This window comes from Rhizobium sp. NPDC092011 (assembly GCF_044756305.1).
Lineage (GTDB): Bacteria > Pseudomonadota > Alphaproteobacteria > Rhizobiales > Rhizobiaceae > Rhizobium.
The window spans coordinates 1-26947 of sequence record NZ_JBIVSO010000013.1 but is presented as its reverse complement, the minus strand read 5'-3'; the positions used below and the strand labels follow the sequence as shown (position 1 = coordinate 26947).

Here is a 26947-nt window from a genome sequence, read left to right as displayed (position 1 = left end):
AAATTCGTCACGATACCGAACGATCGCAACCTCGGCTTCTTCGGCAAAGGTTTGCGACAGGAATTTTGGGCAAAGTCAAACAAGGGGAACAACGAAATGGATGAATCGAGAAGAAACTTTCTGTCGGGCCTTCCCGCTATCGGTGCTGCGGCTGCAATCGCCGGAGCTGCTGCCGCTACTGGAGCATCGGCGCAAGAGGCTCCCGTCTCAGGTGAGGACGCGTTTGCCCGGATCCGCAAAAACGGCGTGATCCGCTTTGGTGCCGCGAACAGCGAGCCGTGGTATTTCAAGGACGTGAGCGGCAGTGACGCGCCTGGCGGGGTCGAATCCAACGGCGTGGTTTGGAGAGGCGTTTGCCCGGCCCTCGCCAAGATGCTGGCGGACGCGATGGGCGTGAAGCTCGAACTCGTCGAAACGACCTGGGGGAACGCCGTCGCGGGCCTCCAGGCCGGCCAATTCGACGTAATGCTCGCGCTCGATGGCACACCGACCCGCGCGCTCGCTATTGATTTCATTACCACTCAGATGGCCTGGAACCCTTTCAACGTTCTGGTCGCCGACGGCGTGAACGCCGCGAACTGGTCGGACCTCAACAACCCCGAATTTTCGGTCGCGGTGATGTTGGGCACATCGATGGACCAGTTTATTTCGAAACTCCTCCCCAAAGCGGAAATCGTGCGCTTCCAGGAAGCCTCGCAGACTTACGCTGCTTTCCAAGGCGGGCGCGTGAAGGGCATCACGGGCGCCGGGCCGGAAATGGATCTCCTGCGTGAAAAGTTGAAGATTGGCAATGTGGTAATCCCCAAGCCGCTCTTCGCAATCCCCTCCGGTGCGGGGCTTCCTTACGAGCCGACTCCGCGCTTGCGCGACTATCTCAGCACGTCAGTCGGATATCTCTACTTCGCTAGCGAAATCCAGAACGCCTACGAGGATTATGCCCGCTGGCGCGGCCTCGACCCCTCTAAATCGGTTCCCCTGATGCGCGAACGACTGCTCTGACAATACGCGGAGGAGGGCCAAACGGCACTCCTCCGTTTCTGAACAGGTCTCCCATATGGCTTACGACTGGGATTTTAGTGTAGTTCTGAGGAGTAATGAACTTCTCTGGAAGGGTCTTGTTGCGACCCTTAATCTAACCGCGGTGACTATCGCGATAGCAGTTCCGCTGGGTTTCATCCTTGCTCTAGCGCTTCTTTCGAACATTAGGATGATATATTGGTTTGCGCGCGCCTTCGTGGACTTCTTCAGAACGTCTGCCCTGCTGGTCCTGATCATATGGTTCTATTTTGCGTTCCCAATGATAACAGGGCTACGGGTGGGGTCCTTCGAGGCGGCCGCCCTCGCGTTGGGTCTGCAAAACTCCGCTTACCTCGCCGAAGTGTTCCGGGCAGGAATCACATCCGTCGCCCGTGGCCAATGGGAGGCCGGCAGGGCGCTCGGTCTACATCTCATCCCGCTTTTTTGGCTCATCATTGCACCCCAGGCAATTAGACCAATCATTCCCGTTCTGGTGAATGTGCTCAGCGAAATCATAAAGGGAACATCTCTCGCCGCTGCTATCGCCTATGCTGAACTAGCCTTTCAAGGTTCAATGGTGGCATCGACAACCTACCGTCCCCTTGAGACCTATACGATCGTCGCGGCGCTCTACTTCGTGGTTATTTTCCTGCTGAATCAGCTTGCAAGCTATCTTGAGCGCCGGCTTGGTCGAAACGAGGTCCGCGCATGAGCAACTTTCAGTGGGATTTTTCGACGATCTGGAACAACATCGGATATCTTGGTCAAGGCCTAGCCGGCACGCTATACTTGGCAGCAATCTGTCTTGTGTTTGGGACGCTCCTTGGCCTTCTGCTCGGACTGGCGCTCTCGTCACATCGAGTGCTGCTTCGAATACCGGCTCAGATGTTCGTCGGCTTGTTCCGCAATACTCCATCGATGGTGCAACTCCTTTGGATCTACTACGCCCTCCCCGTCCTGCTTGGGGTGCAGCTTAGCCCGTTCATTGCCGCCATCGTCGCGTTTTCGCTGTACAGCGCATGCTATATTTCGGGGATATTCAAGAGCGGCATTGTCTCGATCCCAAAAGGGCAGATCGAGGCTGCAAGAGCGCTAGCACTAACGCGCCTTCAAACGCTGCGTCTGGTCATACTACCTCAAGCCGTGCGCAAGATGATCCCACCTTTCGCCAATCAGGCCATGGAGATCATAAAACTGACCTCTATCGCCTCCATCATCGCCTATGGGGAACTCGTATTGCACACAAAGACAATTTCGGATCAGGAGTTTCGGCCGATTGAAGCCTATACAACCCTTGCCCTCCTGTTTTCCACAATTCTAATCCCTCTCGCTTACCTGACGCTCCATCTCGAGAAGAAATTCTCCGACTATAGGATGCCGTCCAAGAGCCAAAAATCCTAGCAGGAGAATAGCATCATGACCGAACTGTTCATCAATGGCGTTTGGCGCGCCGGCCGCAATGGAGCTGCCATTCCGGTCGAAAACCCGGCAACCGGCGAGACAATCGGGTCTGTCGCAAAAGCAGAACCGGACGATGTCGATGCCGCTATTGGTGCCGCAACGGTCGCGTTCCAACGGTGGCGCGAGAAGAGTGCATATCACCGCTATGGCATTATGCGCGAAGCCGCCAACCTTCTGCGTGAGCGGCAAGCGGAAATCGCGCGGCAAATCACGGTAGAACAGGGCAAACCTATCGCCGAGGCCCTATCGGAGGTAGCTGTCACCGCGGACGTGATCGACTGGAATGCTGAAGAGGGTCGCCGCGCCTACGGCAGGATCATCCCCGGCAGGACCGAGGACACGCGACAGCTCGTGCTGAAGGAGCCCGTGGGTGTGGTCGCCGCGTTCAGCCCTTGGAATTTCCCAATCCAGACCGCGGCAATGAAGGTAGCTGCCGCGATTGCCGCAGGTTGTGCGGTGGTACTGAAAGCTGCCGAGGAAACGCCGGGGGCGCCCGCCGCGATGGTGCAAGCCTTCGCCGATGCCGGCCTGCCTGCTGGCGTACTCAATCTTGTCTTCGGAGAACCTGCTCAAATTTCGGAAAGGATCATCGCCGACCAACGGGTCCGTAAGCTGTCCTTCACCGGCTCCACCATCGTCGGCAGGCATTTGGCGGCGCTTGCAGGGCGTCACCTCAAGCGCCTCACCATGGAACTTGGGGGCCATGCACCCGCAATTGTATTTGCGGACGCGAACTGGGAAGCGGCCGCAGAAATCCTTTCCAGCAAGAAGTACCGCAACGCAGGCCAGGTCTGTGGATCGCCGACCCGCATCCTTGTGCAGAAACAGATTTTCGAGAGGTTTGCGGACCGCTTTACGCAGCATTCCGCAGGTATCCGTGTTGGGGACGGGATGCACCCGGACACCCTCATGGGGCCGCTCGCCAATAGCCGCCGCATCGCGAGCATGGAAGATTTGATTGAGGACGCCACCAATCAAGGTGCCGAGCTGCGGCTCGGAGGCAAGCGAATCGGCAACAGAGGCTTCTTTTTCGAGCCGTCGATCGTAAGCGTCCGGTGAGGGACCATTTCTACTTTCACTTGGATGCGATGTTCTCGGCAGAGTCCTCTGGCAACACCCACGTAAAATGATTGTATGTCGATCCGCCGTAGATGTTGGACGTGATCGCCCCATCCAGTTCGAGAAGGCCCCGCTCTCGGAGGGCATGGGCTGAGCGGTTCTCGTAGGCCGTCATGTCAACTTGACGGATAGCTCCGCCGTCGGCCTTAACACGGTCAAGGAGCCTTCGTTGCGCATTCGTCAGCTTCATATCGATCTCCGTCAAAGGCTCCTGTCAGCGTTGTCTGGATTTCGAAGCGATGTCGAAGCCACTCATGAATGCCTTGTGCTGCCGCGCGGTCGCTTCACGCTTTGACCGAATGCTCGCCGCAAGCAGCGCGTAGGGCTGTTCGAACTCGGGCGTGGCGCTCTTCTCTGCTTCGAGATCGGCTATCTGTCGGTCGAGGAAAGGAAGTAGATGATTGTTCACTAGGTCATCCCAAGCACCGATGTCGGCCCGGGACAATTTTTCTCCACCTTTGGCAAGCCTGATGGTGCGAAGTCCGGCGTGCGGCACAAGTAGCGCAGCCCCTTCGCCGGTCGGTCCTCTGGGGTCATCTTGTACAGCCAGGTCCCGGGCAAAAAAATCCGAGTTCACATAAGCAATATCTGCGATGACCTCGATAGCGGTGGTTTTGTCGAAGTCAACGCTGCTCGCGTCATCAAAGTAGAAGGTCTCGGCTTGCATCTCATATCTCCTGCTCTCTCAATTCAATTTTACAGCCAAGATTCGGAATGTTGAGCTTGGACATAAGAATAATTTGCGGCGTCAGGCAAAAGCGATGTGCACCTTGCCTTGCGTCGGAAAGTCCGACGTCACGGCAATCTCTGTATTCCAAGGCAAGAGTTCATCGATTCGGTTGATCGGATGGTCCGCAATCCGGGATAGAACAGCACGCAGGTAGGCTTCCGGGTCGAGGCCGTTGAGCTTTGCAGTCTCAATCAGCGACAGGATCGCGGCAGCACGTTCGCCGCCTTTGTCCGAGCCAGCGAACAGCCAGTTTTTGCGGCCGAGCGCAATCGGCCGGATTGCCCGTTCGGCAGCATTATTATCGGGCATGTTGCCATCGGCGTCCCACGAACGCTCGGCAGATTCTATCCTGTCATGTTAGAATTGTCGTGTCGGGACAGGGGCGTCGGAGTGCGAAGAAGCGGGCAGGCCGAATTGACTTTGAGCTGCGAGCTCGCGTTGTTATCTGGCCGCCCCTGCGACTATCCCGTCTGCGCTGCGAGCGCGTATCCGTAGATGTCGCACAGCCCGCGCACTCCCCCATCAACAACATGGAGGATTTGGAATGCGGTCGATCGGAATGGATGTGCATCGAAGTTTTGCGCAGGTCGCGGTTCTTGACCGGGGCAAGGTCACCGAAGAATTCCGGGTGGAACTGGATTACGACGCTGTGGTGGCCTTTGGGCAGAAGCTTCGAAAGGATGACGAAGTCATACTGGAAGCGACTGGGAACACCTCGGCCATTGTAAGGTTGTTGACGCCGTTCGTGGCCAAGGTCGTGATTGCGAACCCGCTTCAGGTGAAGGCCATCGCCCACGCGCGCGTCAAGACCGACAAAGTCGACGCGCGGATTCTGGCACAGCTTCATGCCGCCGGCTTTTTGCCAGAGGTCTGGGCTGCGGATGACGATACCCTGAACCTGCGTCGTCTCGTGTCGGAGCGCGCGGCGCTCGTGCGATCAGTGCGACGGGTGAAGAGCCGGGTCCAGGCCGTTCTCCACGCCAATCTCGTGCCGAAATACTCGGGACATCTGTTCGGAAAAGATGGCAGAGACTGGCTTTTGACGGCCCCGTTGCCCAAGGCAGAGCGCGACCTCCTCGCCCGCCATCTTGATGAACTGGACTGGCTGAAGGGCAAGCTTGAAAAGCTGGATGGTGCCATGGCACGAATTGCGCTTGACGACACTCGCACGCGCAAGCTGATGACGATCGCCGGGATAAATTCTGTGGTTGCCACGGCGGTAATAGCCGCCATTGGCGACATCTCCCGGTTCCCGACGCCCGACCGGCTTGCGAGCTACTTCGGCTTGACCCCGCGGGTGCGCCAGTCCGGCGATCGCGGCGCAATCCATGGCCGCATCTCGAAACAGGGAAATGCGACTGCCAGAACGATGCTGATTGAAGCTGCCTGGTCGGCCGCCTCGGTCCCTGGGCCGCTGCGTGCCTTCTTTCTCCGGATCAAGGACCGCAAAGGCCTCAACGTCGCGGCGGTCGCCACGGCGCGCAAGATCGCAAATCTGATCTGGCAGTTGCTGACCAAGGAGGCTCCCTACAGATGGGCTCGGCCCGCCTTTGTCGCCATGAAGATGCGCAAGCTTGAACTTCGTGCCGGCGCTCCCAAAGCACATGGGCCCGCTGGTCCCGCCCGCGATTACTGGATCAAGGAAATCCGCCATCGAGAGATGGAGCTCGTTGCACAGGCGGAGGCAGCTTACGCGGCCATGGTCGAAGCCTGGAGAGATAGGCCACCTAAACCACAAAAAAGCTGAGAAAGGGGCTGTTCAACAACATCCGTGTCGATCTCGATACTGCCGTCATCGAGGAAACGGCAGAGCGATTTCCAACGGGAAAGCGCATATCGGCTCGCTTCCGCCGTCCCGGATTTTTGCGGCAGGCGCTTGAGGTTGTCGTCCAGCCATAATCGCAGGGCTTCGACCTTAGACTTGGCTCTTTCCTGCCGCACAGCTTTCCGCACGTTTGGCGGCTCCCCACGAATAGTCTTCTCGATCTCGTAGAGTTCGCCAATCCGACGGAGCGCTTCCTCCGCAATCGGCGCTTTTCCTGAAGTCGTCAGATCGAAGAACTTGCGTCTTGCATGCGCCCAGCAGGCGGCTTCCAGGATGGTCGGTGGGCCGCCTGGCTTGTGTGGCTCGTAGAGATCACGGAAGCCAGCATAACCGTCGGCATGCAGCACGCCGGAGAAGGTAGCGAGATGCTGCCGGGGATGCAGTCCTCTACGATCCGGGCTGAAGAAGTAGCAGACTGCAGGTGGGATCGTGTCACCATAGGGACGACCGTCGCGAACATAGGTCCACAACCGCCCGGTCCTAGTCTTGCCCTTGCCTGGCTCCAGAACTGGAACGGGCGTGTCGTCACCGTGAAGTCGATGGCCAGCGAACACATGGTCTCGAAGCTTCGCCAGCAACGGCTCCAGCAATGTGCTAGCCTTGCCGATCCAGTCGGCCATGGTCGAGCGGGACAGATCGACGCCTTCCCGCGCATAAATCTCGGATTGGCGATAAAGAGGCAGGTGATCGCAATATTTGGCGATCAGCACATGGGCAACCAGCCCCGGTCCCGGCTTGCCGCGTTCAATGGGCAACGACGGCATGTCGGCCTTAATCTGCGTATCGCAGCCCTTGCAGGTGAAGCGGGGCTGGACATGGCGCACGACACGGAATGAGGCCGGGACATAGTCGAGAACTTCGCTGACGCTTTCGCCTGCACGGATGAAGTCGGAGCCGCCACAGACCGGGCATGCGCAAGTTGCCTGGTGCGTCACGTCATGGCGTGGCAGATGATCGGGCAATGGCTGGCGGCTCGGCTTGGCCTTTGCCGGACCGGCAGTCGACGACAATGCTGGGGCCATGGCTTCCGCCTCGGCCGCCTCGATATCTTCCAACGCCAGTTCGAGCTGTTCGATGGCGCGGTCCATCTTTTCGGAGGACGAGCCGAACCGTGCCCGCTTGAGAACCGCAAGCTGCGCCTTCAGTTTGTCGATCAGGGTGTCGCGGGATTGAAGCTTTCGAGCCTGTTCTGCCAGTTGATCGGCCTGCGCAGCGATAATGGCTCGCAACGCATCGACGTCATCCGGCAGGATCGAAGGGCTCGTTTCCATGCCAAAACTGTAGCTGATTTGGCGTCAGATTGCCACTTATCTATCTGTAAAGATTCGCATCTGTCTTACGCGACCCGTGTCGGCGCAGAGGTCCAGGAAGGACGCCGCCAGTCTATACCTTCCCACAGCATCGACAACTGCGCCGCCGTCAGCCGGGCCGTGCCATCGGTCGCGGACGGCCAGGGAAAGCGGCCCTTCTCCAGGACCTTGTAATAGAGGCAGAAACCCTGACCATCCCAGAACAGTAGCTTGATACGATCACCACGACGGCCTCGGAACGCGAAGACCGAACCCGACGCGGGCCTCTGGCGAAGTGACGACTGCACCAGCGCCATCAGGCCATCGATCCCCTTGCGCATGTCCGTCACACCGCAGGCGAGATAGACGCGTACATTTGCGCCGGGCGCGATCATGCGTCTTCAACCGAGCGGATCAGTGCTTTCAGGACGTCAGCCGCAATGTTGGCCTCGACCTTCAAGACGCGGCCGCCCTTGCAACCGATCTCGATCCGCATGGGGCGTGCCGACCGCTTTGCCGCAGGCTTGTCGACGGAGGCGGGTCGCTCCGCTTCGTTGCTCGTCTCCGTGGCAATCAATGCGACCGGCAGAAAGGAGACCACCGGCTCCGACTGTTCGGCCGCGAACTTGCGCCGCCAGGCATAAATCTGCTGGGGTTTGACATCGTGCCGCCGCGCGACGTCGGCAATGCTGGCATTCGGCTCGGCAGCCTCCTGCAGTATCGAAAGCTTCTCGTCGTCGGACCAGTCGCGTCGACGCTCGACGCCCGTCAAAATCTCCATGCGGCCCATAGTTCATCCCTGATGACGTCTCTAATGACGGAATTAGTGACGTAACTTCAGGTGTTCGCGGGAAATCTCAAAGGCAGATTCACCGGACGCTTACCGTCGATCCTTGTCAACGCACCGATCAACGCCAAGGCTCGCAACGTCGAGCCCTTTGGCCCGGTGGCCCTTATAAACTCGTTCGACGACTTCGATGACGCCTTGATGGAAGCGAACCGCCTTCCCTATGGTCTTGCGTCCTACGCTTACACTTCTTCGGCGAAAACAGCGGCCGCGCTTACGAACCGAATCGAGGCGGGCATGATATCGATCAATCATCATGGATTGGGTCTGCCGGAGCATCCGTTTGGAGGCGTTAAGGATAGCGGCTTTGGCTCCGAGGGAGGCACGGAAGGCCTTGATGCTTATCTGTCCGTGAAGTTCGCTACGCAGGTCGGCCTCGACGCTTGAGGAACGTCTGTGCCGGAATAGACGACGGTTCTATGGCTTTCCGGCAGTTTCCGAGGATATTGGCATGTCACCGTAGTCGTGATTGATCTCAAAGAGCTGTGGGAATTTCTGCTGACAGAGATTTTTGAGCAACAAGATGTAGGGGTTTTGGGAGAGATATTTCGATTCCCCAAAATAGACCGGGATATCCTGCACCTCTTCTAAAACTCTAACCGCAAGGTGCGAGCGCGCGCTTTCAAGCGTCCAGGTAGGCAGTATTGTAAAGCCGAGCCCTGTCTCCACGCAGCGTTTAACGTTGGAGCTCGACGATGTCGAAATCGCAACTCTCGGCGATTTCCCGTCTCTGCGCATGAGGTCCAATGCCATGTTCCGCAACATATGACCGGGCTCAAACGTAACGTAGGGCTTCCCATCAGCCCAGTCCGCAACTGACGCAAACTCGTCTGGCGATTGCCAGTCCATCGGGTAGATCAAGGCGAGTTTGTAACTGCCGAGCGCGTGCTGCACCACTTCATCACCAATGAACGGCCGCTCCGTTATAAAGGCATCAACCTGTCCGGTCTTCACCAGTTCCACCAATGCTACGTCGCGTTCATAGCAAACGATCTGAACTTCCGGATATGTGGAACTGAATTCGCCAATGATGGGTTGGAAAAGATAGTAGAAGATCGCCTGCGGCATGCCGAAACGAATGACGGGACGCTCCTTATCGATGAGCTCGTTAAGACGGCTCAACATCGCGTCCAGCTCTGGTACAAGCAGATTGTAAAGCGTGCGACCGCGTGCGGTCAGAACCGTTGTCTTTGCGCCTTGCTCCGACACGACCAATCTCTCGCCGAGTATCTGTTCGAAACGACGAATATGATTAGCTACAGACTGATAGGAAATATTTAATTTTCGAGCGGCGGCAGAGTAAGAACCTTCCTTCGCGACCAGATGGAACGTTTGGACGAGGGTCAGGCTGACATTCTTCATTGAGAAACATTTTCCTTGATGGGCATTTGTTCTATATCCGGGCGCGTTCGAGCGCCTGGAGATGCTGCATTGCCCCACTGGTTCACGCCAAGTTTGGTAGCAAAAGCCCCTTGAAATGACTACAAGAAAGATCGCGGCTTGCGTTCGATAGCAATTCGCGCCAACGCGGCCAAAGTTCCAAGGTTTCCCCTACAAGGGCATCGCATATTTGTATTCTGCTCGATTTCTCAAGCGGCTAGCCTGCTCCACACATTGCCCGCGCACGGCGTCGGAGAAGGTCTTGTCGGCTATCTCCATACTTCCGACCGGCATGGAATTTGGTCTCCGGCAAACGAGTGGATTTCAATGAAATACAAGTATCTGATCGTAGGTGGCGGCTCCGCCGGATGCGTCCTCGCCAACCGACTCTCCGAGACCGGGAAGCATAATGTATGCTTGATCGAGGCTGGTCCCGATACCCCGCCAGAAGACGTGCCGCGATCGGTTTATGGCGATGCATTTCTCCCAGACTATTTCCAGCCCAACCGTTACTGGACCGAGTTGACAGCATACGCAGACCCGGTCGGTAACCGGTCGCCGCAGCAGATAGAAGCAGACATGAAACCAAGGCGCTACGAACAGGCGCGCGTCATGGGCGGCGGATCGACGGTCAACGGCCAGGTTGCCATTCGTGGGCTTCCATCTGATTACGACGAATGGGAAAAGCTCGGAGCGGATGGATGGTCGTACCGAGACTGCGAACCATACTTTCAAAAAATGGAGAACGACATCGACTTTCCCGCCGTAAGCGGGCAGCCGGCAGGACGAATCCCTATTCGACGGACCTTTCCTCAGCACTGGAGCAAGTTTGCGCTTGCCATGAGGGAAGGCGTTGCGACCAAGGGAATCCCTTACGTGGACAATTGTCATGCCGAACCGATCGACAGTTGCTTTCCGTTTACCCGTAACAATGTCTACGATCATCGCGTGTCTTCGGCCGCAGGCTATCTCGACGAGGCGACGCGCCGGCGTTCGAACTTGACGATTGTCTCCGAAGCCCATGTTGAATCCATCCTTCTCGAAGGCAGGGTTGCGAAGGGCGTTGTTCTCCGCAGAAAGGGGAAGACCGAAACAATCCACGCGGAAGAAGTGATCCTGTCGGCCGGCGCCCTGCACTCGCCGGCGCTGTTGATGCGGACAGGCATAGGGCCAGCCGAACACCTTCGCGAACTGGGTATTGATGTAGTTGCCGATCGGCCGGGCGTCGGTCAGAACCTGCAGGACCATCCCTTGATCGGCTTCGCTGTGTATCTCGACCCCAAGGGCATGATGGACGACTACGTAAAAAGCAGTCTTTTGATGCATATGCGTTGGAGCTCGGGCTACGAGGGCTGCCCACCAACCGATATGAAACTGACTGTTTCTGGTCGGTTTGCTTGGAGCGAGGTTGGCAAGCGCCTTGCGATGGTCAATTTCGGCCCGAACAAGGCTTATTCGAGAGGATTCGTCAAACTGCGCAGCAAGAACCCCAATGAGCACCCGCTCGTGGCCTTCAATTATCTCGCCGATATTCGTGATTTGAACCGTATGAAGGCCACGGCTCGGTGGGTAAGCGGTATTCTTTCAAGCGCTCCTGTTAATGACTATGTTCGAACGTTCTGGCCCGGCATCTATGCAGACTCGCTCAGGAATCTCGCGGCAAAGACCTGGATCAACGACGTCAAGACCCGGATCGCCGCCAGCTTTCTCGACATGGGCGGAATGGCTCGCAACTTCGTTCTCGGCAAGGCGATCGACAGTCGTTTCACCCTCGATAAAGTACTGAATGACGAGCACAGTCTCGAGGAGTGGATACGCACCGGGGTGCAGGGCGACTGGCATGCTTGTGGAACCTGCCGCATGGGTAGACCGGACGACAAGGCGGCTGTCGTCAACTCTCGCGGAAAGGTCTATGGAGTCGAAGGCCTGTGGGTCGTCGATGCATCGGTCATGCCCTCGGTCCCCTGCGCGACAACGAACCTCTCCACGATGATGATCGCCGAGAAGATGGCCGATCACATTCAGCAGGCGGCATAGTGACGACTGAGCTGGCCGAATCGAAAACGGGATCGAGGATGACATGAAACGTCTGAAGGGAAGGCAAGGAGCGATAAGCTACGGTCACGACATTGGGATATTGATGATCGACTGCTTCAACCCGTTCATCCCTGGTGATGTCGGGAACGCCTACACCTACGACTTCCCCGTTCTGTATCACCTTGTCCCCGACGTGACGATCAAGCGTCTTGTTGAGGAGGGGGATCTAAGCCTCGCTCAAAATATCGTGGACGCTGCACTCCATCTCCAGCGGCAGGGTGTCAAGGCAATCACGAGCGATTGCGGCTACATGCTGCATTTCCAAGACATAGTGCGAAAAGCTGTCGATGTTCCGGTGATGATGTCAAGCTTGCTGCAATTGCCCTTGATTTCGGCACTCCTGCCCCCCTCCCAGTCGATAGGGATCATATGTGCTAATTCCAGCAGCCTAACGGACGATATGCTGCGCAAGGCTTTTCCAGCGCAGGACCGGGAGATATTCGTCGGAGGCATGCAGAAGCAGTCGGAATTTCGCCATGCGATCCTTGACGAAATGGGGGACATCGATCCGGAAGCTGTCAGCCAGGAGGTTGTCGCTATCGGGGTGGGGCTAATCGATCAGCATCCTTCCATTGGCGCCATTTTGCTCGAGTGCTCGAACCTCCCGCCATACGCAAAATCGCTTCAGGATCAGATTCATGTCCCTGTCTTCGATTTCACAACGATGATCAATTATGTGCGCGCTAGCTGTGTGCGGTCCCATTTCCGGGGAGGTTACTAGCCGTGAGCACTAAGGGGGTCTTCCTGCTCAGCCGGGTCTGCTAGACTAGAATGATCTCACGTTGACCAACAGATGTGCTGCGAATGCACATCCCTGTCATGAACAGACGACGCGCGGAGGGGCCGCGGCCATTGTAGGCAGCGGCGATGAGGAGTTGTGTCCAAAACTGGTCTGCTGCTGCGACTTCGACTGAGGTCGTGATCCCGATGATGACGCCTCTAATAGGCCTAGGGTCTGGCTCCTAAACTGCTCCCAAGCTGAGTCAATTCTTTGAATCTTATAACGAATACTGAAGGAGAGAACGATGCGTGGTGCAGACATATTGGTGGAGATGCTCATCGGCTACGGCGTCGAGGTTATCTTCGGTGTTCCTGGGGATACAAACGTCCCGCTCTATGAGGCTCTTCAGGAACGTGAAGGAAAAATCCGTCACGTTATGGCGAGGGACGAACGTTCCGCCGGCTATATGGCCGATGCATACGGGCGCTTCACGCGTAAGCCGGGTGTATTCGAGTGCCCGTCCGGAGCCGGGGCCATGTATTCTTTGCCGCCGGTCGCAGAATCCAACATGTCGTCGGTTCCCGTTATCCTTTTGACGATCGACATTCCCCTCCCAGGTGAAGGGCGTGGCGTCTTGACCGAGCTGGACTGCGCGCGCCTCTTCGATCCCATCACGAAGATGTCGGTGCAGGTCAAGTCGCCGGAAAAGCTTCCGGAGATCATCAGACGGGCATTCCGCGTCGCATGCTCCGGCAAGCCTGGCGCCGTGCATCTGCAGATCCCGGAAGATATGCTCCTCGCTGAAATCGATCCGTCAAGGATTTCCTTGCATGTCGAACATGAGTGCATGACCTTCCCGGCTTACCCGACGCTTCCACCGGCTGATAAGCTGGAAGCGGTCATGTCGTTGCTGACCAGCAGCAAGCGGCCGCTGATCGTTTCTGGCGGCGGTGTCAATCGCTCGTGTGCCGGAACTGAGATAACGGAACTGGCGGAGCGTTTGAACATACCAGTCTGCACAACCATGACCGGTCAAGGCACCATGCCGGATGACCATCGCCTCGCTGTCGGGGTGATTGGTGACAATGGCTTCCATCCGCATGCAAACTGGTCGCTTGAACATGCGGACTTCGTCCTCTTTGTTGGATCCCGAATGGGTTCGGTCGTAACCATCGGTTGGACCTTTCCGAAGGTAACCCTGAACAAACGCGTTGCGCAGATTGATATCGATCCGGAGGTGATGGCGAATAACTATGAAAACGTCGTTTCCGTGCAGGGAGATGCGCAGTTGGTCCTGCGGAAATTGCTCGAAATGGCCCCCGACGATAACGACGCTTCCCGGACTCAGCATTGGGTTGACGAGCTCAACACGCTCCGTGCCAACTTCTGGGAAAATGCCGAGATGTTGCTTAATTCGGAAGCCGCGCCGCTACGGCCGGAGCGAGCTGTCCGTAGCTTCAACGAGGCACTTGACGCATATGGAAAACCGGCCCGAATCTACTCGGACGCTGGAACACCGACTCCTCATATGACACGATTCTTGAGGCTCAAGGACAATCGTACCCGGATCGCAATTCCTCGGGCATTCGGTGGCCTCGGTTCCGCCCTTCCAGCGACCGTTGGCGCTTGGTTTGCCGACAAGGAGTGCCGACCGATCGGAATGTTTGGTGACGGGTCGTTCGGCATGACCGTCGGAGAACTGGAAACTCTCGTCCGCTTGCAGGTCCCCGCCATTTTGCTGCTTTTCAACAACGGAACGTTTGGATGGATCAAAGGGCTCCATCGCTTGAAGGGCCACAATCAGTGCTTTGGAGTCGACTTCCTCCCGCCGCGCGGACAGGCGATCGCGGAGGCATTCGATGTAAAGGCATGGACGGCCACCAATTCCCGTGAACTGGATTCGGCCCTCGCCGCAGCATTTGCTTATCACCAGGGGCCTTGCCTGATCGATATCCATGTTGAATCAATCGCGGACCGTGTACCACCAGTTTACTCTTGGCTGAACAAAAGAGGCAAGGACCCTCTCAGCATCGAAGCTGAAGAAGTCCGCTATTTCTGAACTCCACGCTTGCAAACTCAGCGCCGTGCAGACCTCGGCCGTGGACGCCATGATCGGTTACGGCATCGAGGTTGCCGGAATGCATCGAAAGTGGCGTCCACGGAGAGATTCAATATCCATCAAATCACGCCCCACGCTCGAAACCTGCTCCTCCCTGTAATCTCACATGGACCGAGCTCATCAATCAGCCGAAGTGCCGCCCGCGGCGTGACGTCCAAGTTGCCAGCGACCATCTCGGCCGAGACCAGCGGCTGCGCTATGAGCAGATCGATTAGCCCCGGTCGGCGTGACGAAGTGCGCCGACCGACAAGACGCCTTTCCATCATGGTACGCGCCAAAGTCAGCCGGTCATGCTCCCTCATCCCGAGTTCGGCAGCCACCGCGAAACCATGTAGGATCGCCGAAAGACGAATGTTGCGGTCGCGATGCCGACGACACTCGACGGGCACGATCTTCAGGCCGATATTGAGGGCGAAGAGATGCCCGCCGTTGCTGAGGCCCGCTTGGTGCAGGAGGGACGGGGCCAGAAGCCGACCAAGCCAGGGCGCGTGCTGCAGGAGGGCGAGATTATTCCAGGCATCAAGCGCCAGCACGGTCTGAAGCACTGGCGGCATGTCGTTGATTTTTGTTAGAACGGCGCACGATTCATCGAGACGGGCGTTCTCGTCCCAGTCCACATCATACACGAACGGTCGCCCTCATTACCGCGCGCCGGCGCCTTCGCCGCGACAATCACCGACTCGGAGCGGACCAGCAAGGCGTTGATCGCCGCCAACTCCATTGTCATCGGATCGTCGGCAATGTCACCGGCTCCGCTGTTCTCCGCCACATCGTTTTGTACCGCCGCCGCCGGGCCCACCTCTATAGAGGCGTATGCATCTTCGGCATCGCCGGCGTGGTACAGGCGGACTTGGACAGCGCCCAGCCGGCCGGTTGCGCGGAGAAAGCCCGATGCGAGAGCAGTTGCACCAGGCCTTGATTCTGTCTGCCGATTTCGGGAGGAGGAAGTTCGACCGTCGCGCGAGACTGCTGAGAGGAAGAGTGCAGATTCCAATCTCCTGAATCTATGCTGCGTCGCAGCATTCTCAATAAGTAGCCTAACAAACATTTGTGCGCGCCGTCATCAGGTGCCGGAAACATCTTCCGGCTGAAATGCGTCGGCTAAGGCGGTAACAAGGCCGACGATCTTTCGGCGCATCCTATTTGAACTGATCCGTGAAAATGCAAGGTTGAGATCACGCCCTTCGTTTGTCTCGAGAAAGCTGGTGATTTCGGGCGCCGCAGCCACCATACCTTGCCTGGAATCGTCCGCATCAGGAAAGAAATACGAGGGCGGCACGCCGAATGTCTTCGCAATCACGGCGAGGCGGCTGGAGCTCACCCGATTCGTCCCCTTCTCGTATTTCTGGATCTGCTGGAAAGTGACGCCTAGCGAGGCAGCCAGGGTATCCTGGCTCATGCCCCTCAAGCGGCGCTGCGCTTTGATCTTGCTTCCGACTTCCACGTCGATCGGGTCAGGCGTCTTCGCCATTCAGTTCTCCTCGATCGTTTCGAGAATATCATACTTTTTGACGATCGCCCCGACGCCACTATTGAGCAGCGCGACCATTGCCTCCTTGGTCACCGGGAGTGTCACGACGCGCTCAAGATGCATTGGCGGTAAATCGTGATCCGGTTCACTTGAAACCGCTTCGCGTAAATCAACGATCGCCTGGCGGGCACTCTCCGCACTACCGAAAAACGGACTTCGGACCACATCGTCACGCCAACGCGACCCGGCCGACTGGAAGGTGGGCGAATAGGTGTAGAATGTGAAGGAAGGTGCTGCTGACACTCGGTTTCCTCCCAGAGCAACGCGGTACGCCCCCGCTTCTGCTCTTTGACCCCTGGTGATCGGGGAGTTGGAAACCGCATAGCACGGCCCTACGGCCTTTAGCTCCGAGGAACCTGTTGCATACGCCGCAGGATCCCCGACCGCAAAGGTCGAAGAGTGGTGCCATGTCGCGGCACCTGCCTAGCTATGAGGGGTTTCCACGCCCCAAAGCAGCGCGTGACTGCTTCAGCCGTGAGTCTAGGCGATCACGCGGCGCGGTGCAAACACTCAGAGTAGAAATTCCGAATGAATTCAGTCGATAGATGCTGAAGATGGTTCCCCCGATATGCGCCCAACGATATGGCTGCGTTTCAGTATCAGCGAAACAGACGGCCAGTTGTGCGGCCAGACGGAAGGTGAACGCCATGGACGAGCAGAGCGAGACGATAACGATTTCCAGCCGCAGCGATTTCGCCCTTTGGGCAATTGAACGGGCTAAGGCGATTGTTGCTGACGAAGGCGGCAATCTCGCCATCGCCACGCGTGACCACGGCGAAGACGAAGTTGCCGCAACGGCCAACGCCCTTGGCCAGGCCATCGTAGATGCCCTGCTTGAAGTCTTCGATGGCCTGATGCAGGAATAGCGGCGGATTAACGCTCCGCGCCGTCGCGACCATTGTCTCGCTGGCGGTCCTGTTCCGCTTGGTGGAGAACCTGCTGGCGATGTTCATACTGTGCATTTTTCGCCGCGCCTGCCTGCTCGCGGGCGGCCCGAGAGGCGCGGCCAGTGGCAATAGCCTGCTGCTGTGCCGCGATGGCGGGATCGACGGTAGAAGGGGCCGGTCGGCCCTGCGCCTGACCGTCATCTGAACGTGCCGCCGCCGATGTACCCCCTCCCCCATTAGTTTCCGTAGCCGACCTTACCTGCTGCATCTCGATATCGCGACGCTGCTCCGCGAACAGTGCAGAGATCTCGCGCCGCATTTCCTCGACCGCCTGGCGCTCGGCGCTGCTATCAACCATCCCTTCAAGGCGATCCATCGATTTGGTGGCACGCGAAACGCGCTCGTCGAACTGTTTCAGCGATAGGGGCATAGCGTTTTCCTTCTGCTGTTGAATGGTTGTGATCAGGGCCTTGAATTCCGCTAGTGGCTCGTCCGGCGGCGCAGCGGACCGCTCGGTCAAAGTATCGAATTTCTTCTGCAGCCAAGGCGACGGCGCACTATGCTTCGCGGAGCCGGCCGCCTCGACGACGACGGAGGCACGCAATCCATGCGACAGCAACCGCGTCTGAAAACCTCTGGCAACGGACCGTGTCTCGGAACCGGGACCAAACTCTTCGCCCTGCTTGGCCAACTCGCGCTCAATCTTGCTGACGCTCGCGGTCGTTGGCGCCAGGACCTGGACGGACTTCCCCGCGACGGAAATCAATTTGGCCTCGACGCCGATAGCGCCTTCGAGAATAACAGCCACCGTCTCGCGTTCCATGGCCTGTTCGACTTCCAACCGGAGAAGAACGAAGCCGCTGGCACGCAAAGTAGCATGCGGTGCATGAGTGGTCGCCGCGGCTGCGAACCTGTCGGCTGCTGCGATGACCGATGGCTTCGCCCCTGCCCCCTTCAGCGCGATGGCCGTCGCCTGCCATTTCGGGGCGAGCGCGAGGTTGCCATTGGAGAGTGTCGCTCGATCGACAACGCCCACCCGCTTGCGCTCGACACGCTGATTGACCGCAGCAGACTTCAGATAACGTGGATCGGATCGGCCGCGCTCATAGGCGCCGGCCTGTGCTTGGCTATAGGGTCGGGTCGCCGCAACATCCGCGCGACGTGTAGCGACCATGGCGATGCCGTGCTCGCGCGCCTTCGCTGCGAACCGCTCCCGCCATGCATAAAGCTCCGGCTTCGTTAGCCGCAATGCTTTGCCGATATCGTCGCGTGCCGAGATCATCGTGTGGACATGCACATGACCGGTATCGGGGTGATGAGCCGTGATCCAGCGATGGCCGGCCACCTGCTCGCTAAGGAAGTCACGAACGGCACGATTCATCGCTTCCGCATCCGTCCCGGCTCGGGCGGAGAAAATCACATGGAAGGCATTGCGCGGCTCGACGGTCCGGATGTCGCTCGACCAATTCCGCCAGATGCTGTCTACCATGCTCTTGATCGCCGGGCCACGCTGCACCTGCTCGCCGGCGCTAGTGATGGCATGCTTTTCCGTGCGGAGGAACTTCTCGAGGAAATAGCGGCCCGACTTTTCAGAGACCGCGGCGCCGAGAATGCGGACCTCGGCCGAGACACCGGCGTTCGACAAACGGCGCGCAATATCGGTCTCGACGTTCTCAACCGCCCGCCCCGGCCCTTCTCCCTTTTCGCGCGTCCTGAGCGCACCGACAATCTTCCTTGACGGAAGATCAGTAACAACAAAGACGGAAACCTGACCGTCCGGATTGCGAGCATAGAGAAAGGGCTTGGAGCCGAACGCCGAGTTCAGCGCATCGTGAAGATCCTCATCGTTCACCGCCTCCGGCAAATTGATCGACAAGGTGGCAACTGCGTTCACCGCATAGGCTTCGCGAAACTCTGACAGCCACTCCTGCAGAACGGCCGCCCGTTCTTCGCGGCTCGCAATCGTCACACCCTCCTGGTCGATAATCGGGATGTCGACCTTTCCCTTCTCTCCGTTTTCCTTTTCGACCTCCCGCGTACCGAGATAGGTCATCAGACCCACGGCCGACGCCCTGCTCGAAACAGTCGATGTGACCTTGATGACGACTGCCTGCGCACCGGCCGCGATCGCCGCCCGGCTCGCCGTCTCCATCGATGACGGCTTGCGGGAAGAAGATCGCATAACCGGCGGCCGGTCGACGCGCGGCGTCCCGCCAGCCCCTCCTCCGCCGCCGCCCGATCTCCGCAGCTCGTCATCCTCTACGGATTTCGAACCAGCACCAAGAGCGCCAAAAAGGGTGATCACGTCCCGCTCGGAGGCACTTGCAGGCTGGAGGATGGAGGCGATAGTCGGTTCTGGTGAGAGGACAGCAGCTGGCCGGGCTTTGCTGGCGATGCCCGTTGGCACGTATCGTTGCTGGGGCGCCTCGGCGGTAATGGCCATCCGCACCATTCCTGCGCGCCTGTGGCGCTCGTCTTCCTCTTCGAGGAGCGACTTTGTCCGACGCACCTGGAAGCCCTCGATATCACTGAGCAGGCTCGTCCAGTCATACGCCATGACCATCTCTCCTCCGCCCCCGTCGGCTGATCCGCAGCATCAGGTCAACGTCGGCCCGCAGCCGGAAGACACCTTCGAGAAGGCTGCGAAGTGCTGCGTCAAGATGGGGTTCATAGCCGACGCGGCCTTCATTAATACCCCGAACTGCCTGGTTGAGATTGATACCGATGCGGCGAAGCTCCTCGTTCGTAGCTCGTAAAGCGTCGGCTTCGACGGGTCCAACGGGAAGCGGAAGCCCAGCCCGGTCGCGAAACAGCAGCCGGATCACATCGCTGGCGGTGCGGTCTTCACCGCAAAGGTCCGCAAGAGCTTGCCGCTCCTCCGGCCTTAGACGGACCCTGACCACTTCGCTGCGCATCGCTTTCCTTCCGCTTGCGAGGTTGCCGGAGGCGACCCCAGAGCGCCACCGGCGCGAACCTGAGCCCTGCCGGAGGCGGGGCGACGTCGAGTTTGTACCACAAACTTGACTATCCTGCCACCTATAACTAAAATATATTTTTTTACAATTCATCATCACAATACAAACACTCTCGCCCAAGCTCCCACCACAACCACGCACCTCCAACGCCACCCGGCCCGTTAACAGTTCCCCGTTGTTCGTGCGATCATTGCTAGCGATATCACTGGCAATCGCCCAATTACCCATTAATCACTGACAGTTAACCGCGCTTCCGTTACTCATTGTCAACGGGCAACTGGCAATTGTCTGTTGGTCATTGCCCGTTGTCGGCGGTCAATCAGCAATCGACAATCATCAACGGTGAACGAACAAAGGGCAACGAATGCATTGCGGAAAGACAAGCGAGGAAATAACTATAGTTTATTCTCAGAATGAAGGAGCCATCATGATCGTCACCATCGCCAATCCCAAGGGCGGAACCGGCAAGACCACCCTCGTCCGCGCTCTCTCCGGCACGGCCGCCCATGCCGGCAACGACGTCTTCCTGATCGATGCCGACAGTCGCGCCAATACGATGCGCTGGGTCACGATGTCGAAAAAGATGGACGTCTGGCCCGACCGGCTGGAAGCCGAAAGCTGCCTCGATCCCAACCAGATCTACAAGCTCGCTCTCCATCATCAGCAGGAGGGCAAGATCGTCTTCGTCGATGTCGAGGGCACGACCAACGAAAACCTGTTCGCCGGCCTCTACTGTGCCGACATCGTGCTGATCCCGCTGCAGACGACCCAGGACGACGTCGTTGCCGGCATGCAGCTCGCGCTGAACCATGTGCCGGTGGTCGAAGAGGATCAGAAGCGCAAGCTCTCGACGATGATCGTCATCAACCAGCACGATCTGGTGACCGGCCGCGCCAAGGCGCATGAGCCGCTCCGGGAAATTTTACGCGAGAGCGGTGTCGCTCTCGCCAGCCAACCGATCGCGCGCCGCGCGTCCTATCAATCGATTGGCGCCGCCGGCACGCTCCAGACATCAGCGAAGCCTGATCCGAAGGCGATCGCCGAGATGGAAACGCTCCTTGGCGAGTTGCTTGCCCTCTACCGGTCGAAGACAAGCGAGGCAAAGCGATGAGCGACGGCGTAGACAGCAAGAACCTCGTCCTCGGATTGATCTCGACAGGCCGCGATCGCCCTTCGGTTCGCGAAAAGATGGTTTCCCCCGCAAAATCCGCTGAAGAAGACCAGGCGCCGGCACCATCAGCGAAGCCGCCATTGGCGCGCGGCCAGCTCCGCAACATGGTGGCCAGGGGCGAAAGCCGCGACCCGGTTGCCGGCAAACGCTTCCGCGACACCGAGAAAGTCACCACCGGCATCCATATCCGCGCCGAGGTCCACAAGAAGCTGAAGATCCTCGCTGCGATCGAGCGGCGGAAGTTCAACTCCTACATCGAGGAGGCGATCGACGACTATCTCGAAAAGATCGCCGAGCGGATTCCCGATATTTCCTGAGCGGGAAAAGGGAGAGGTCATCACGCGCTTCGCTTTGCGGCCTCCCCATTCGCCCTGAGCGCCGCCATCAGCATCGGCCCGAGCCCGAATTCACCACGCGCCGCCTTGCGGCTGAGATCGCGCAGATAGCCGCCGGGCGAGGTGATGTGCTCGGCCCGCTCCAGGATGCAGGCGACCGCAATCGCGGCATTCTCCGGCCCCATCACCTCGCAAGCCTCCTGATAGGCCGACGGGCTGACCCCGAGCGCCGATCGGACGGTTACGGCGGCCGTCATCAGCTCGCGCCAACTCTCGATCCGGCCGCCGGCCGCGTAGTCGGCAATCTGCGGGCAGGCCCTCAACACCAGTGGCAACGGGTAAGCTTTCAAAGGCTCGGCAGTCCGGTTCGGTTTCGGGCTCGGCATCTCGCCCTGCTCTTTTTCGGAGCGAGGTTCAAGTTCATGGAAGGATTCGGGTTTTGAATTCTGTATGTGACGACTGCCATGGCTGTCATTGACACCCGTTTTTTCTGCTTTTACCTGAATTTCCAGTCGGTTGATGATTTCCTCACGCAAAAGCGCCATTTCTTCGAGCACCGCATCGACGTCCTGACGACGAGGAGAGCGCGGCAGACGGGCCAGGAGCGCAATGTACATCGCCTCGATCGCCTCCCAATCGCCATCCGCGCCCTCGTCCATGGCGGCTGAGATCAGCTTGCGAACGTCACGGCGGCAAAGCGACAACGCCTCTTTCGCGCGCTTGAATTGAAGACGCTCGGCAGCGACCTGTTGCGCCAGGCTGGCCAACTCGCTCGCACGGGCGAGCAGAGGCGCGAGGCTGAAGCCGAAAGCAGCCTCAATGTCCCCTCCCCTACCCCGATGCGCATAGCGCTTGCCGTTCGGGCTATCGCGGCGCTCGATCAGGCCGGCATCGACCAGCGCGGCAAGATGCCGGCGCAAGGTCGTGCCGGCGATGCCGTGCGCGCGCAGCGACAGCTGATTGTTCGACGGAAAAACGACCAGACCACCGCTCTCATCCGCGAGTTCATCGCTCGGATAGAAGCTCAGCAGTGCCTGCAGCACCGTTATCGAACGATCCTGGAGGCCGAACACATCCTTCGCCTCGCCGACGTCATTGAAGACTTTCCACTTATTGACCGCCTTGCCCGCGCCGCGGTCGGCAGTTTCGAGCTGGCCTCTCACCAGGGCAAGCGTCATCGGCCGCCCATGGGGCGTTGTCACACGTCCAATTTGCATTTTCTTTCACCTTTCAAAGGGCAAAAGAAATCCACTCACCAAAACGGTGCCAAAGACTCTTGACTGTGATTCGTGGAAATGCGATTCTCGATCTTGCTACAGAATACGAGGAAGGCTTCCACGGTTTACCGATTGGGGGCCTTTTTCTTTTGCGGATTGATCCTTTCCGTCGTCCTAGAAGTAAACCACGTCAGCTCTCCATCGACGCCTGATATTCACGATGAAGCTGCTCGAGTTTGCTGATCACAAAATCGCCGAATGCAGGCGAAGATTTCTCATCGAAACTCAGATTGAGGGCCTTGGCAGATCTCTGCACGGTCGCGAGTTTCTGGCCGCTTTCTGACTTGACGGTCTCGGGTTTCACTCCCTTGCGCTTTGCTGTCAGCACATCCATCACCATCGCGAAGCGGTCGTCGGTGTCAGCAGCCCGGAATTCCTTGCTCTGCAGAAGACCGTCGAGTGCCTTCGGCTTGCTTGCCGCGAGCTTCTCGGCCAATCCCATCCAGCGCGGTCGTCCAGCCTTCGGGGCTGGTCCAATTGCTTCGATGATCGATCTGGGCACCGAGTGCGCGACGCTCATAAGTTTTGAGAGTTGGGTCTTCTCCATCCCCAATGCGGACATGATTACCTGCCGGTCGAAGCCGCGCTCCTCGAGTGCGAGAGCAAACAGGCCGCGCTCGATATAGCTAAGGTCGGCCCGCGCTGCGTTTTCCTGACCTTGTGCAACGACCAGTTCTTCGTCGGACAGGTTCTTCACGACCGCTTTGACGGGGCGCCGGAGTGCGGTGGCAACGCGCACGCGCCTATGACCAAAGACGACCTGGTAGCGATCAGACTTTTCAGGGTGCGGCCTCAAAAGGACCGGGCTCCTCTGACCGGAGGTGCGGATAGCCTCCAGCAGTTGCTGGAAGCTATCGCCGTCATCCGTCAGACGATCGGAGACGAAGGAGCTGTCGATCAAGTCGGGGGCGATATCGACAACTGCCGCCCCCTCCGCGATCAGGGCACGCGCCTGGTCTGCGGCGCTAACAATGTTGCCCAACGATCGTCCCATGGCCCCAACGGCGCCCGAGCGGATATGCTGAAGCTTCTTCTCTTGGCCCGCTTCAAGTTCGTGCGCTTCCTCATCGGAGTTGCCATGTGGCAACTCGCTGTCTCGCCTGGAAAGCATGGCTTTGAGCGTATCCTTGCGGCTCATGACGCCCTCCCCCAGGCCTGCTTCATCAGGCTCTCGATTTCCCCGTTTACGGCATCGAGCGACTCGATGGCCCGGTCATACGTCGACCTGGCGAAGTTCTCACGGCCCACCTCGTACAGGGTCTGCTTCGACAAGCCAGCGTCGGAAATTGCCGTCGATTTCAGCATTGTGTTTGTGAGCACTCTTTCGCGAAACAGCGAGCGCATGAAGCCGACCATCTGCGCCTGTGGGCCGTCAGATGGTTCGTAACGGGTCACGACATATCGGATGAAATCATAGTCGAGATCACCACCGGCATCTTGCACCACACTGAGCAGGTCGGACGTCATTAGCAGGAATTGGCACATCGACATGACGTCGAGCATCTGCGGATGGGCGGTGATCAACAGACCCGTCGAAGCGCAAAGCGCTCCCAGTGTCAGGAAACCGAGCTGTGGCGGGCAGTCGATCACGATCACATCGTATCTGGCTTCCACGGAACCGAGCGCGGATGCAACGCGACCGAAAAAGGGCTCCGTGGATCGCTCTGCAAGGGCCCGGGGCGTATCGTGCTCATATTCCATCAGCTCCAAATTGCCGGGAATAAGATCGAGGCCGGTGAAGTAGGTCGGCTTGATGATCTCCGAGAGGGGACGCCGCTTATCATCGTAGCGGATTGCAGCGTACATGGTTTCATTCGCCTGGATGTCATACTCGGGCTGATACCCGTGCAATGCCGTCATAGAGGCCTGCGGATCGAGATCGACACCAAGGACGCGATAGCCCTGGAGCGCTAGATATTGCGCGAGATGAGCGGCGGTCGTGGTCTTGCCGCTGCCACCTTTGAAATTGACGACGGCCATGACTTGGCAATGCTCACCCGGCCTGCGCCGGTGGACATAATTCTTGCTCTTCGAATTCTCATCCAAGACGGCGCGAATCTGATTAATCTGGTCCAGGCTATACCAGCGGCGGCCGCCAGACCCGATTTCCGGCTGGGGGCCCTTCCCGCCAAGAGAAAGCTGACGAAGGTATGCGTCGCCAATACCAATTAACTTCGCGGATTCGACGGAGGAGAAAGAGCGAAGGGTCTTTTTCGAAACGGGTGGGAACAGCGCCTTGCGCATCGCAAGCAGCTCTTCGGAGAGCGCAGCGCCATCGCCCGCGATGACGTCGGTCATCAACGGCTTCGGTGCCTCTGGAACGGCGGCTTGACTACGAGCCTTCAACATAACTACGAAAATTCTCCAAAGTTGGCGAATAAGTCGTAGGCGAGAATGCTCCGAGTCGCAATCGTTGGCAAGGAAAATAGGGTTAACAAAACCTTAACGCGATTTGTAGAAACCAGCGATGAGGATTCCCGCGGAGCAGGATAGGTGATCCGGGCCGAAAGTTGCCATGTGGCAACTCGCTGAACCCCTTGGGAAACAAGGCAAAACGAAAAGTCCACGTCGAAGGGCCACCCTCGGGAAAGGCATAGGGTCTAAGGAAAGGGAGGAAGAAACCATCCCCTTCCCCCAGTGTAGAGTTCAAGGGAGGGGCTTGCCCTTCCTTGGGTGGGGTGTTTGAGGCGGCAGATCCTGCCCTGACCTTTCATGGGGAGAGTTTGAGAGGGGTGGGTTGAATGGGCGGACACCGTATTCGGGCTCCCCGGCGCATCGACTAACACGCGATCGCCAAAGCATCTCGCCCGATTCTCCTCGGTCCAGCCGTCCATCAACGACGTGAATCAATCAAGTCCGAACGATTCAGAATTGTCGTTGGACAGTAATGCCCCAATTAGCGACGATTCCGTCATGATCACGCAGCCCTACCAGCTTTATGTCGAGCGCACCGAGCCAACGAAGAACATGGCCCGGTATTACGCCATGACGATCGAACCGACGCTGTTCGGAACGGCCTGCCTGACACGGCGATGGGGACGCATCGGCAGGATGGGCCAGGAGAAGGTGCATCATTTCGAGCGGGAGGAAGAGGCGGTTCACTTGTTCCTCGATCTCCTACGCCAGAAGCGGGCGCGCGGCTATCGTCCTGCGGGACCGAGTCGAACCGACCGCGCCGTCTGAGGGAGGGGGAGGAGGCCCGCGACGACGGGCCTCGCGGGAAGCCTCATCGACGTCGGGTCCAGTCAGTCTCAAAGGCGACTTCGATCTCGACGAAGAACGGGATCTTGAACGCGATCTTCAGGCCGAGCTTGCCCTTGCGAAAGAACTGGGCGGCGACCTTGGCGAGGGTGCGGAGGCGTCGGCCGGTGACGGTGAGGAATTTGGCGAGTTGGCGCATGATCTCTACTCCTTTCGATAAGCTTTCATTGCGGGGATAGGCGGCAACCCGGAGAGGCGCGCTGCACCGGGACGGCCGCAGCGGATGCGGAGGACCAGACGGCACCTGAATTTTGGCGCGCGAGGAGCCGCAGGCGGGGAAAATTCTGGCGGCGGCGGGTTGCGGCGCGCCGGGAGGGATGCAACATCCCCGATGCCGATGACAGGGCATCGAAAGGAAGGAGCGGCAACCGGCCTTTCTCCTCCTCCGGCCGCTTTCCTCCCGCCTGGAAAGGCGAAGCTGGGCTTCGCGCCGGCTGCGTCGGTCGATCCGCGGCTGGCCCGTCGACACGGCAGAAACCGCCCCTAGAACGGCGGCTCGGCGCTCATGCGACCGTCCTGTTCGGCCAGGATCGTTTCCCGTTCGGCCCGCGCCAGGCCGAGTTCGGCCTCGATCTGACGGCGCTCGGCCGGATCGGCGTTGCGGGCTTCAGCTTCGAGTTCGAGGATCGTGCGGTCGAGGTCGTAGGTCATCGTCGTCTCCTTGACGTTTTGTGAAAGACGACGCGCGCGGTCATGGTGGCAGGCAGGAGTCAAGGATCGCGGAACGCGACCGGCGGAGCCGGCGAGTGGGGGAGCCGAATTTCTGGCGCGGCCCTCAAGGGGCGGGACTGAAATTTGGGGGAACCGCTCTTAGGTCTTAGTCAAGCGTCCTGTTTGGAGAAGGCGCCGTCATTCTGGCGGCTCCTCGTCTGCCATGATGGCGTCAAATGCGCTGTCGAGCGATG

At 58.6% G+C, this 26947-nt stretch carries 28 protein-coding genes and 2 pseudogenes; 13 read left to right on the top strand and 17 right to left on the bottom strand.

The features are described 5' to 3' along the window. The first annotated feature begins 96 nt into the window (after positions 1-96). From ACIQJ2_RS31185 to ACIQJ2_RS31170, 4 genes are read left to right on the top strand one after another with little or no spacing between them, the layout of a single operon-like run. Positions 97-999 carry a transporter substrate-binding domain-containing protein gene (locus ACIQJ2_RS31185; RefSeq protein WP_137935358.1) on the top strand — a complete coding sequence of 301 codons (903 nt, stop codon included), beginning with the start codon at positions 97-99 and terminating at the stop codon, positions 997-999. A gap of 55 nt (positions 1000-1054) precedes the next feature. Continuing rightward, complete coding sequence (locus ACIQJ2_RS31180; protein ID WP_137935359.1) at positions 1055-1729, top strand: amino acid ABC transporter permease; 675 nt, start codon at positions 1055-1057, stop codon at positions 1727-1729. Then, positions 1726-2418, top strand: a complete 693-nt coding sequence (locus ACIQJ2_RS31175) for an amino acid ABC transporter permease (protein ID WP_137935360.1) — start codon at positions 1726-1728, stop codon at positions 2416-2418. Before ACIQJ2_RS31180 ends, ACIQJ2_RS31175 begins: the two co-directional genes overlap by 4 nt. 15 nt (positions 2419-2433) lie before the next feature. Continuing rightward, positions 2434-3537, top strand: coding sequence for an aldehyde dehydrogenase family protein (locus ACIQJ2_RS31170; RefSeq protein ID WP_137935361.1), 1104 nt, complete (start codon positions 2434-2436; stop codon positions 3535-3537). A gap of 16 nt (positions 3538-3553) precedes the next feature. Here ACIQJ2_RS31170 and ACIQJ2_RS31165 read toward each other — a convergent pair whose 3' ends face one another. The 3 genes and pseudogenes from ACIQJ2_RS31165 to ACIQJ2_RS31155 all read right to left on the bottom strand — a co-directional run. Beyond that, positions 3554-3787: a hypothetical protein gene (locus ACIQJ2_RS31165; protein WP_137935550.1), complete on the bottom strand. Its 234-nt coding sequence runs from the start codon at positions 3785-3787 to the stop codon at positions 3554-3556. Positions 3788-3811: 24 nt separating this feature from the next. Next, on the bottom strand, positions 3812-4264 hold the full coding sequence (locus ACIQJ2_RS31160) for a hypothetical protein (RefSeq protein WP_137935549.1): 453 nt from the start codon (positions 4262-4264) through the stop codon (positions 3812-3814). Between the two features lie 81 nt (positions 4265-4345). Next, positions 4346-4630, bottom strand: a pseudogene (locus ACIQJ2_RS31155) (transposase domain-containing protein); the annotation flags it as partial. Positions 4631-4886: 256 nt separating this feature from the next. On the opposite strand from ACIQJ2_RS31155, the gene ACIQJ2_RS31150 reads away from it, so the two are divergent. Further along, positions 4887-6074, top strand: coding sequence for an IS110 family transposase (locus tag ACIQJ2_RS31150; RefSeq protein ID WP_292855365.1), 1188 nt, complete (start codon positions 4887-4889; stop codon positions 6072-6074). Here the strand turns inward: ACIQJ2_RS31150 and tnpC are convergent. The 3 genes from tnpC to tnpA all read right to left on the bottom strand — a co-directional run bounded on the left by tnpC (position 6017) and on the right by tnpA (position 8231). After that, positions 6017-7423, bottom strand: coding sequence for an IS66 family transposase (gene tnpC, locus ACIQJ2_RS31145; protein ID WP_292855363.1), 1407 nt, complete (start codon positions 7421-7423; stop codon positions 6017-6019). The two genes, ACIQJ2_RS31150 and tnpC, sit on opposite strands and share 58 nt — an antisense overlap. A 65-nt stretch (positions 7424-7488) precedes the next feature. Next, positions 7489-7836 carry an IS66 family insertion sequence element accessory protein TnpB gene (gene tnpB, locus ACIQJ2_RS31140; protein WP_137935547.1) on the bottom strand — a complete coding sequence of 116 codons (348 nt, stop codon included), beginning with the start codon at positions 7834-7836 and terminating at the stop codon, positions 7489-7491. After that, positions 7833-8231: an IS66-like element accessory protein TnpA gene (tnpA, locus tag ACIQJ2_RS31135; RefSeq protein ID WP_137935546.1), complete on the bottom strand. Its 399-nt coding sequence runs from the start codon at positions 8229-8231 to the stop codon at positions 7833-7835. Before tnpA ends, tnpB begins: the two co-directional genes overlap by 4 nt. 93 nt (positions 8232-8324) lie before the next feature. On the opposite strand from tnpA, the pseudogene ACIQJ2_RS31130 reads away from it, so the two are divergent. Further along, a pseudogene (locus ACIQJ2_RS31130) lies at positions 8325-8675 on the top strand (aldehyde dehydrogenase family protein); the annotation flags it as partial. Between the two features lie 30 nt (positions 8676-8705). On the opposite strand, the gene ACIQJ2_RS31125 reads toward ACIQJ2_RS31130, so the two are convergent. Beyond that, positions 8706-9650, bottom strand: coding sequence for a LysR family transcriptional regulator (locus ACIQJ2_RS31125; protein ID WP_137935224.1), 945 nt, complete (start codon positions 9648-9650; stop codon positions 8706-8708). A 345-nt stretch (positions 9651-9995) separates the two neighbouring features. Between ACIQJ2_RS31125 and ACIQJ2_RS31120 the strand changes: the two genes are divergently transcribed. The 3 genes from ACIQJ2_RS31120 (at position 9996) to ACIQJ2_RS31110 (ending at position 14545) form a co-directional block, all read left to right on the top strand. Beyond that, positions 9996-11705: a GMC family oxidoreductase gene (locus ACIQJ2_RS31120; protein ID WP_137935223.1), complete on the top strand. Its 1710-nt coding sequence runs from the start codon at positions 9996-9998 to the stop codon at positions 11703-11705. A gap of 43 nt (positions 11706-11748) precedes the next feature. After that, positions 11749-12486, top strand: coding sequence for an aspartate/glutamate racemase family protein (locus ACIQJ2_RS31115; RefSeq protein WP_137935222.1), 738 nt, complete (start codon positions 11749-11751; stop codon positions 12484-12486). A gap of 304 nt (positions 12487-12790) precedes the next feature. Then, entirely contained in the window at positions 12791-14545 is a 1755-nt protein-coding gene (locus ACIQJ2_RS31110) for a thiamine pyrophosphate-binding protein (RefSeq protein WP_137935221.1), read from the top strand. A 119-nt stretch (positions 14546-14664) separates the two neighbouring features. On the opposite strand, the gene ACIQJ2_RS31105 is transcribed toward ACIQJ2_RS31110, so the two are convergent. From ACIQJ2_RS31105 to ACIQJ2_RS31095, 3 genes are all read right to left on the bottom strand, one after another. Next, positions 14665-15231, bottom strand: coding sequence for an RHE_PE00001 family protein (locus ACIQJ2_RS31105; RefSeq protein WP_232375875.1), 567 nt, complete (start codon positions 15229-15231; stop codon positions 14665-14667). A 437-nt stretch (positions 15232-15668) separates the two neighbouring features. After that, positions 15669-16076, bottom strand: coding sequence for a helix-turn-helix domain-containing protein (locus ACIQJ2_RS31100; RefSeq protein ID WP_137935220.1), 408 nt, complete (start codon positions 16074-16076; stop codon positions 15669-15671). Then, a complete protein-coding gene (locus ACIQJ2_RS31095; RefSeq protein ID WP_137935219.1) occupies positions 16077-16379 on the bottom strand; it encodes a hypothetical protein in 303 nt (100 codons plus the stop codon). Between the two features lie 404 nt (positions 16380-16783). Between ACIQJ2_RS31095 and ACIQJ2_RS31090 the strand changes: the two genes are divergently transcribed. After that, positions 16784-17002 carry a hypothetical protein gene (locus ACIQJ2_RS31090; RefSeq protein ID WP_137935218.1) on the top strand — a complete coding sequence of 73 codons (219 nt, stop codon included), beginning with the start codon at positions 16784-16786 and terminating at the stop codon, positions 17000-17002. A 7-nt stretch (positions 17003-17009) separates the two neighbouring features. On the opposite strand, the gene ACIQJ2_RS31085 is transcribed toward ACIQJ2_RS31090, so the two are convergent. Together ACIQJ2_RS31085 and ACIQJ2_RS31080 are read right to left on the bottom strand one after the other, a co-directional pair. Next, positions 17010-19580, bottom strand: a complete 2571-nt coding sequence (locus ACIQJ2_RS31085) for a relaxase/mobilization nuclease domain-containing protein (RefSeq protein WP_171026530.1) — start codon at positions 19578-19580, stop codon at positions 17010-17012. After that, positions 19570-19938, bottom strand: coding sequence for a MobC family plasmid mobilization relaxosome protein (locus tag ACIQJ2_RS31080; protein WP_137935216.1), 369 nt, complete (start codon positions 19936-19938; stop codon positions 19570-19572). The genes ACIQJ2_RS31085 and ACIQJ2_RS31080 overlap by 11 nt, the downstream gene beginning before the upstream one ends. Positions 19939-20425: 487 nt before the next feature. Here ACIQJ2_RS31080 and ACIQJ2_RS31075 point away from each other — a divergent pair, with 487 nt between their 5' ends. After that, positions 20426-21109: a ParA family protein gene (locus ACIQJ2_RS31075; protein WP_171026529.1), complete on the top strand. Its 684-nt coding sequence runs from the start codon at positions 20426-20428 to the stop codon at positions 21107-21109. Further along, positions 21106-21486, top strand: a complete 381-nt coding sequence (locus tag ACIQJ2_RS31070; protein ID WP_137935214.1) for a hypothetical protein — start codon at positions 21106-21108, stop codon at positions 21484-21486. The genes ACIQJ2_RS31075 and ACIQJ2_RS31070 overlap by 4 nt, the downstream gene beginning before the upstream one ends. A gap of 20 nt (positions 21487-21506) precedes the next feature. Here ACIQJ2_RS31070 and repC read toward each other — a convergent pair whose 3' ends face one another. The 3 genes from repC to repA all read right to left on the bottom strand — a co-directional run bounded on the left by repC (position 21507) and on the right by repA (position 25079). Continuing rightward, positions 21507-22721 carry a plasmid replication protein RepC gene (repC, locus tag ACIQJ2_RS31065; protein WP_137935213.1) on the bottom strand — a complete coding sequence of 405 codons (1215 nt, stop codon included), beginning with the start codon at positions 22719-22721 and terminating at the stop codon, positions 21507-21509. 190 nt (positions 22722-22911) lie between these two features. Beyond that, on the bottom strand, positions 22912-23919 hold the full coding sequence (repB, locus tag ACIQJ2_RS31060; protein WP_137935212.1) for a plasmid partitioning protein RepB: 1008 nt from the start codon (positions 23917-23919) through the stop codon (positions 22912-22914). Continuing rightward, positions 23916-25079: a plasmid partitioning protein RepA gene (gene repA, locus ACIQJ2_RS31055; protein ID WP_232375874.1), complete on the bottom strand. Its 1164-nt coding sequence runs from the start codon at positions 25077-25079 to the stop codon at positions 23916-23918. The genes repB and repA overlap by 4 nt, the downstream gene beginning before the upstream one ends. Positions 25080-25694: 615 nt before the next feature. Here repA and ACIQJ2_RS31050 point away from each other — a divergent pair. Then, positions 25695-25964, top strand: a complete 270-nt coding sequence (locus ACIQJ2_RS31050) for a WGR domain-containing protein (RefSeq protein ID WP_137935210.1) — start codon at positions 25695-25697, stop codon at positions 25962-25964. A 43-nt stretch (positions 25965-26007) separates the two neighbouring features. On the opposite strand, the gene ACIQJ2_RS31045 is transcribed toward ACIQJ2_RS31050, so the two are convergent. Both ACIQJ2_RS31045 and ACIQJ2_RS31040 read right to left on the bottom strand, forming a co-directional pair. After that, positions 26008-26181, bottom strand: a complete 174-nt coding sequence (locus tag ACIQJ2_RS31045; RefSeq protein ID WP_171026528.1) for a hypothetical protein — start codon at positions 26179-26181, stop codon at positions 26008-26010. A gap of 344 nt (positions 26182-26525) precedes the next feature. Continuing rightward, a complete protein-coding gene (locus ACIQJ2_RS31040; protein WP_171026527.1) occupies positions 26526-26693 on the bottom strand; it encodes a hypothetical protein in 168 nt (55 codons plus the stop codon). Positions 26694-26947: the final 254 nt, after the last annotated feature.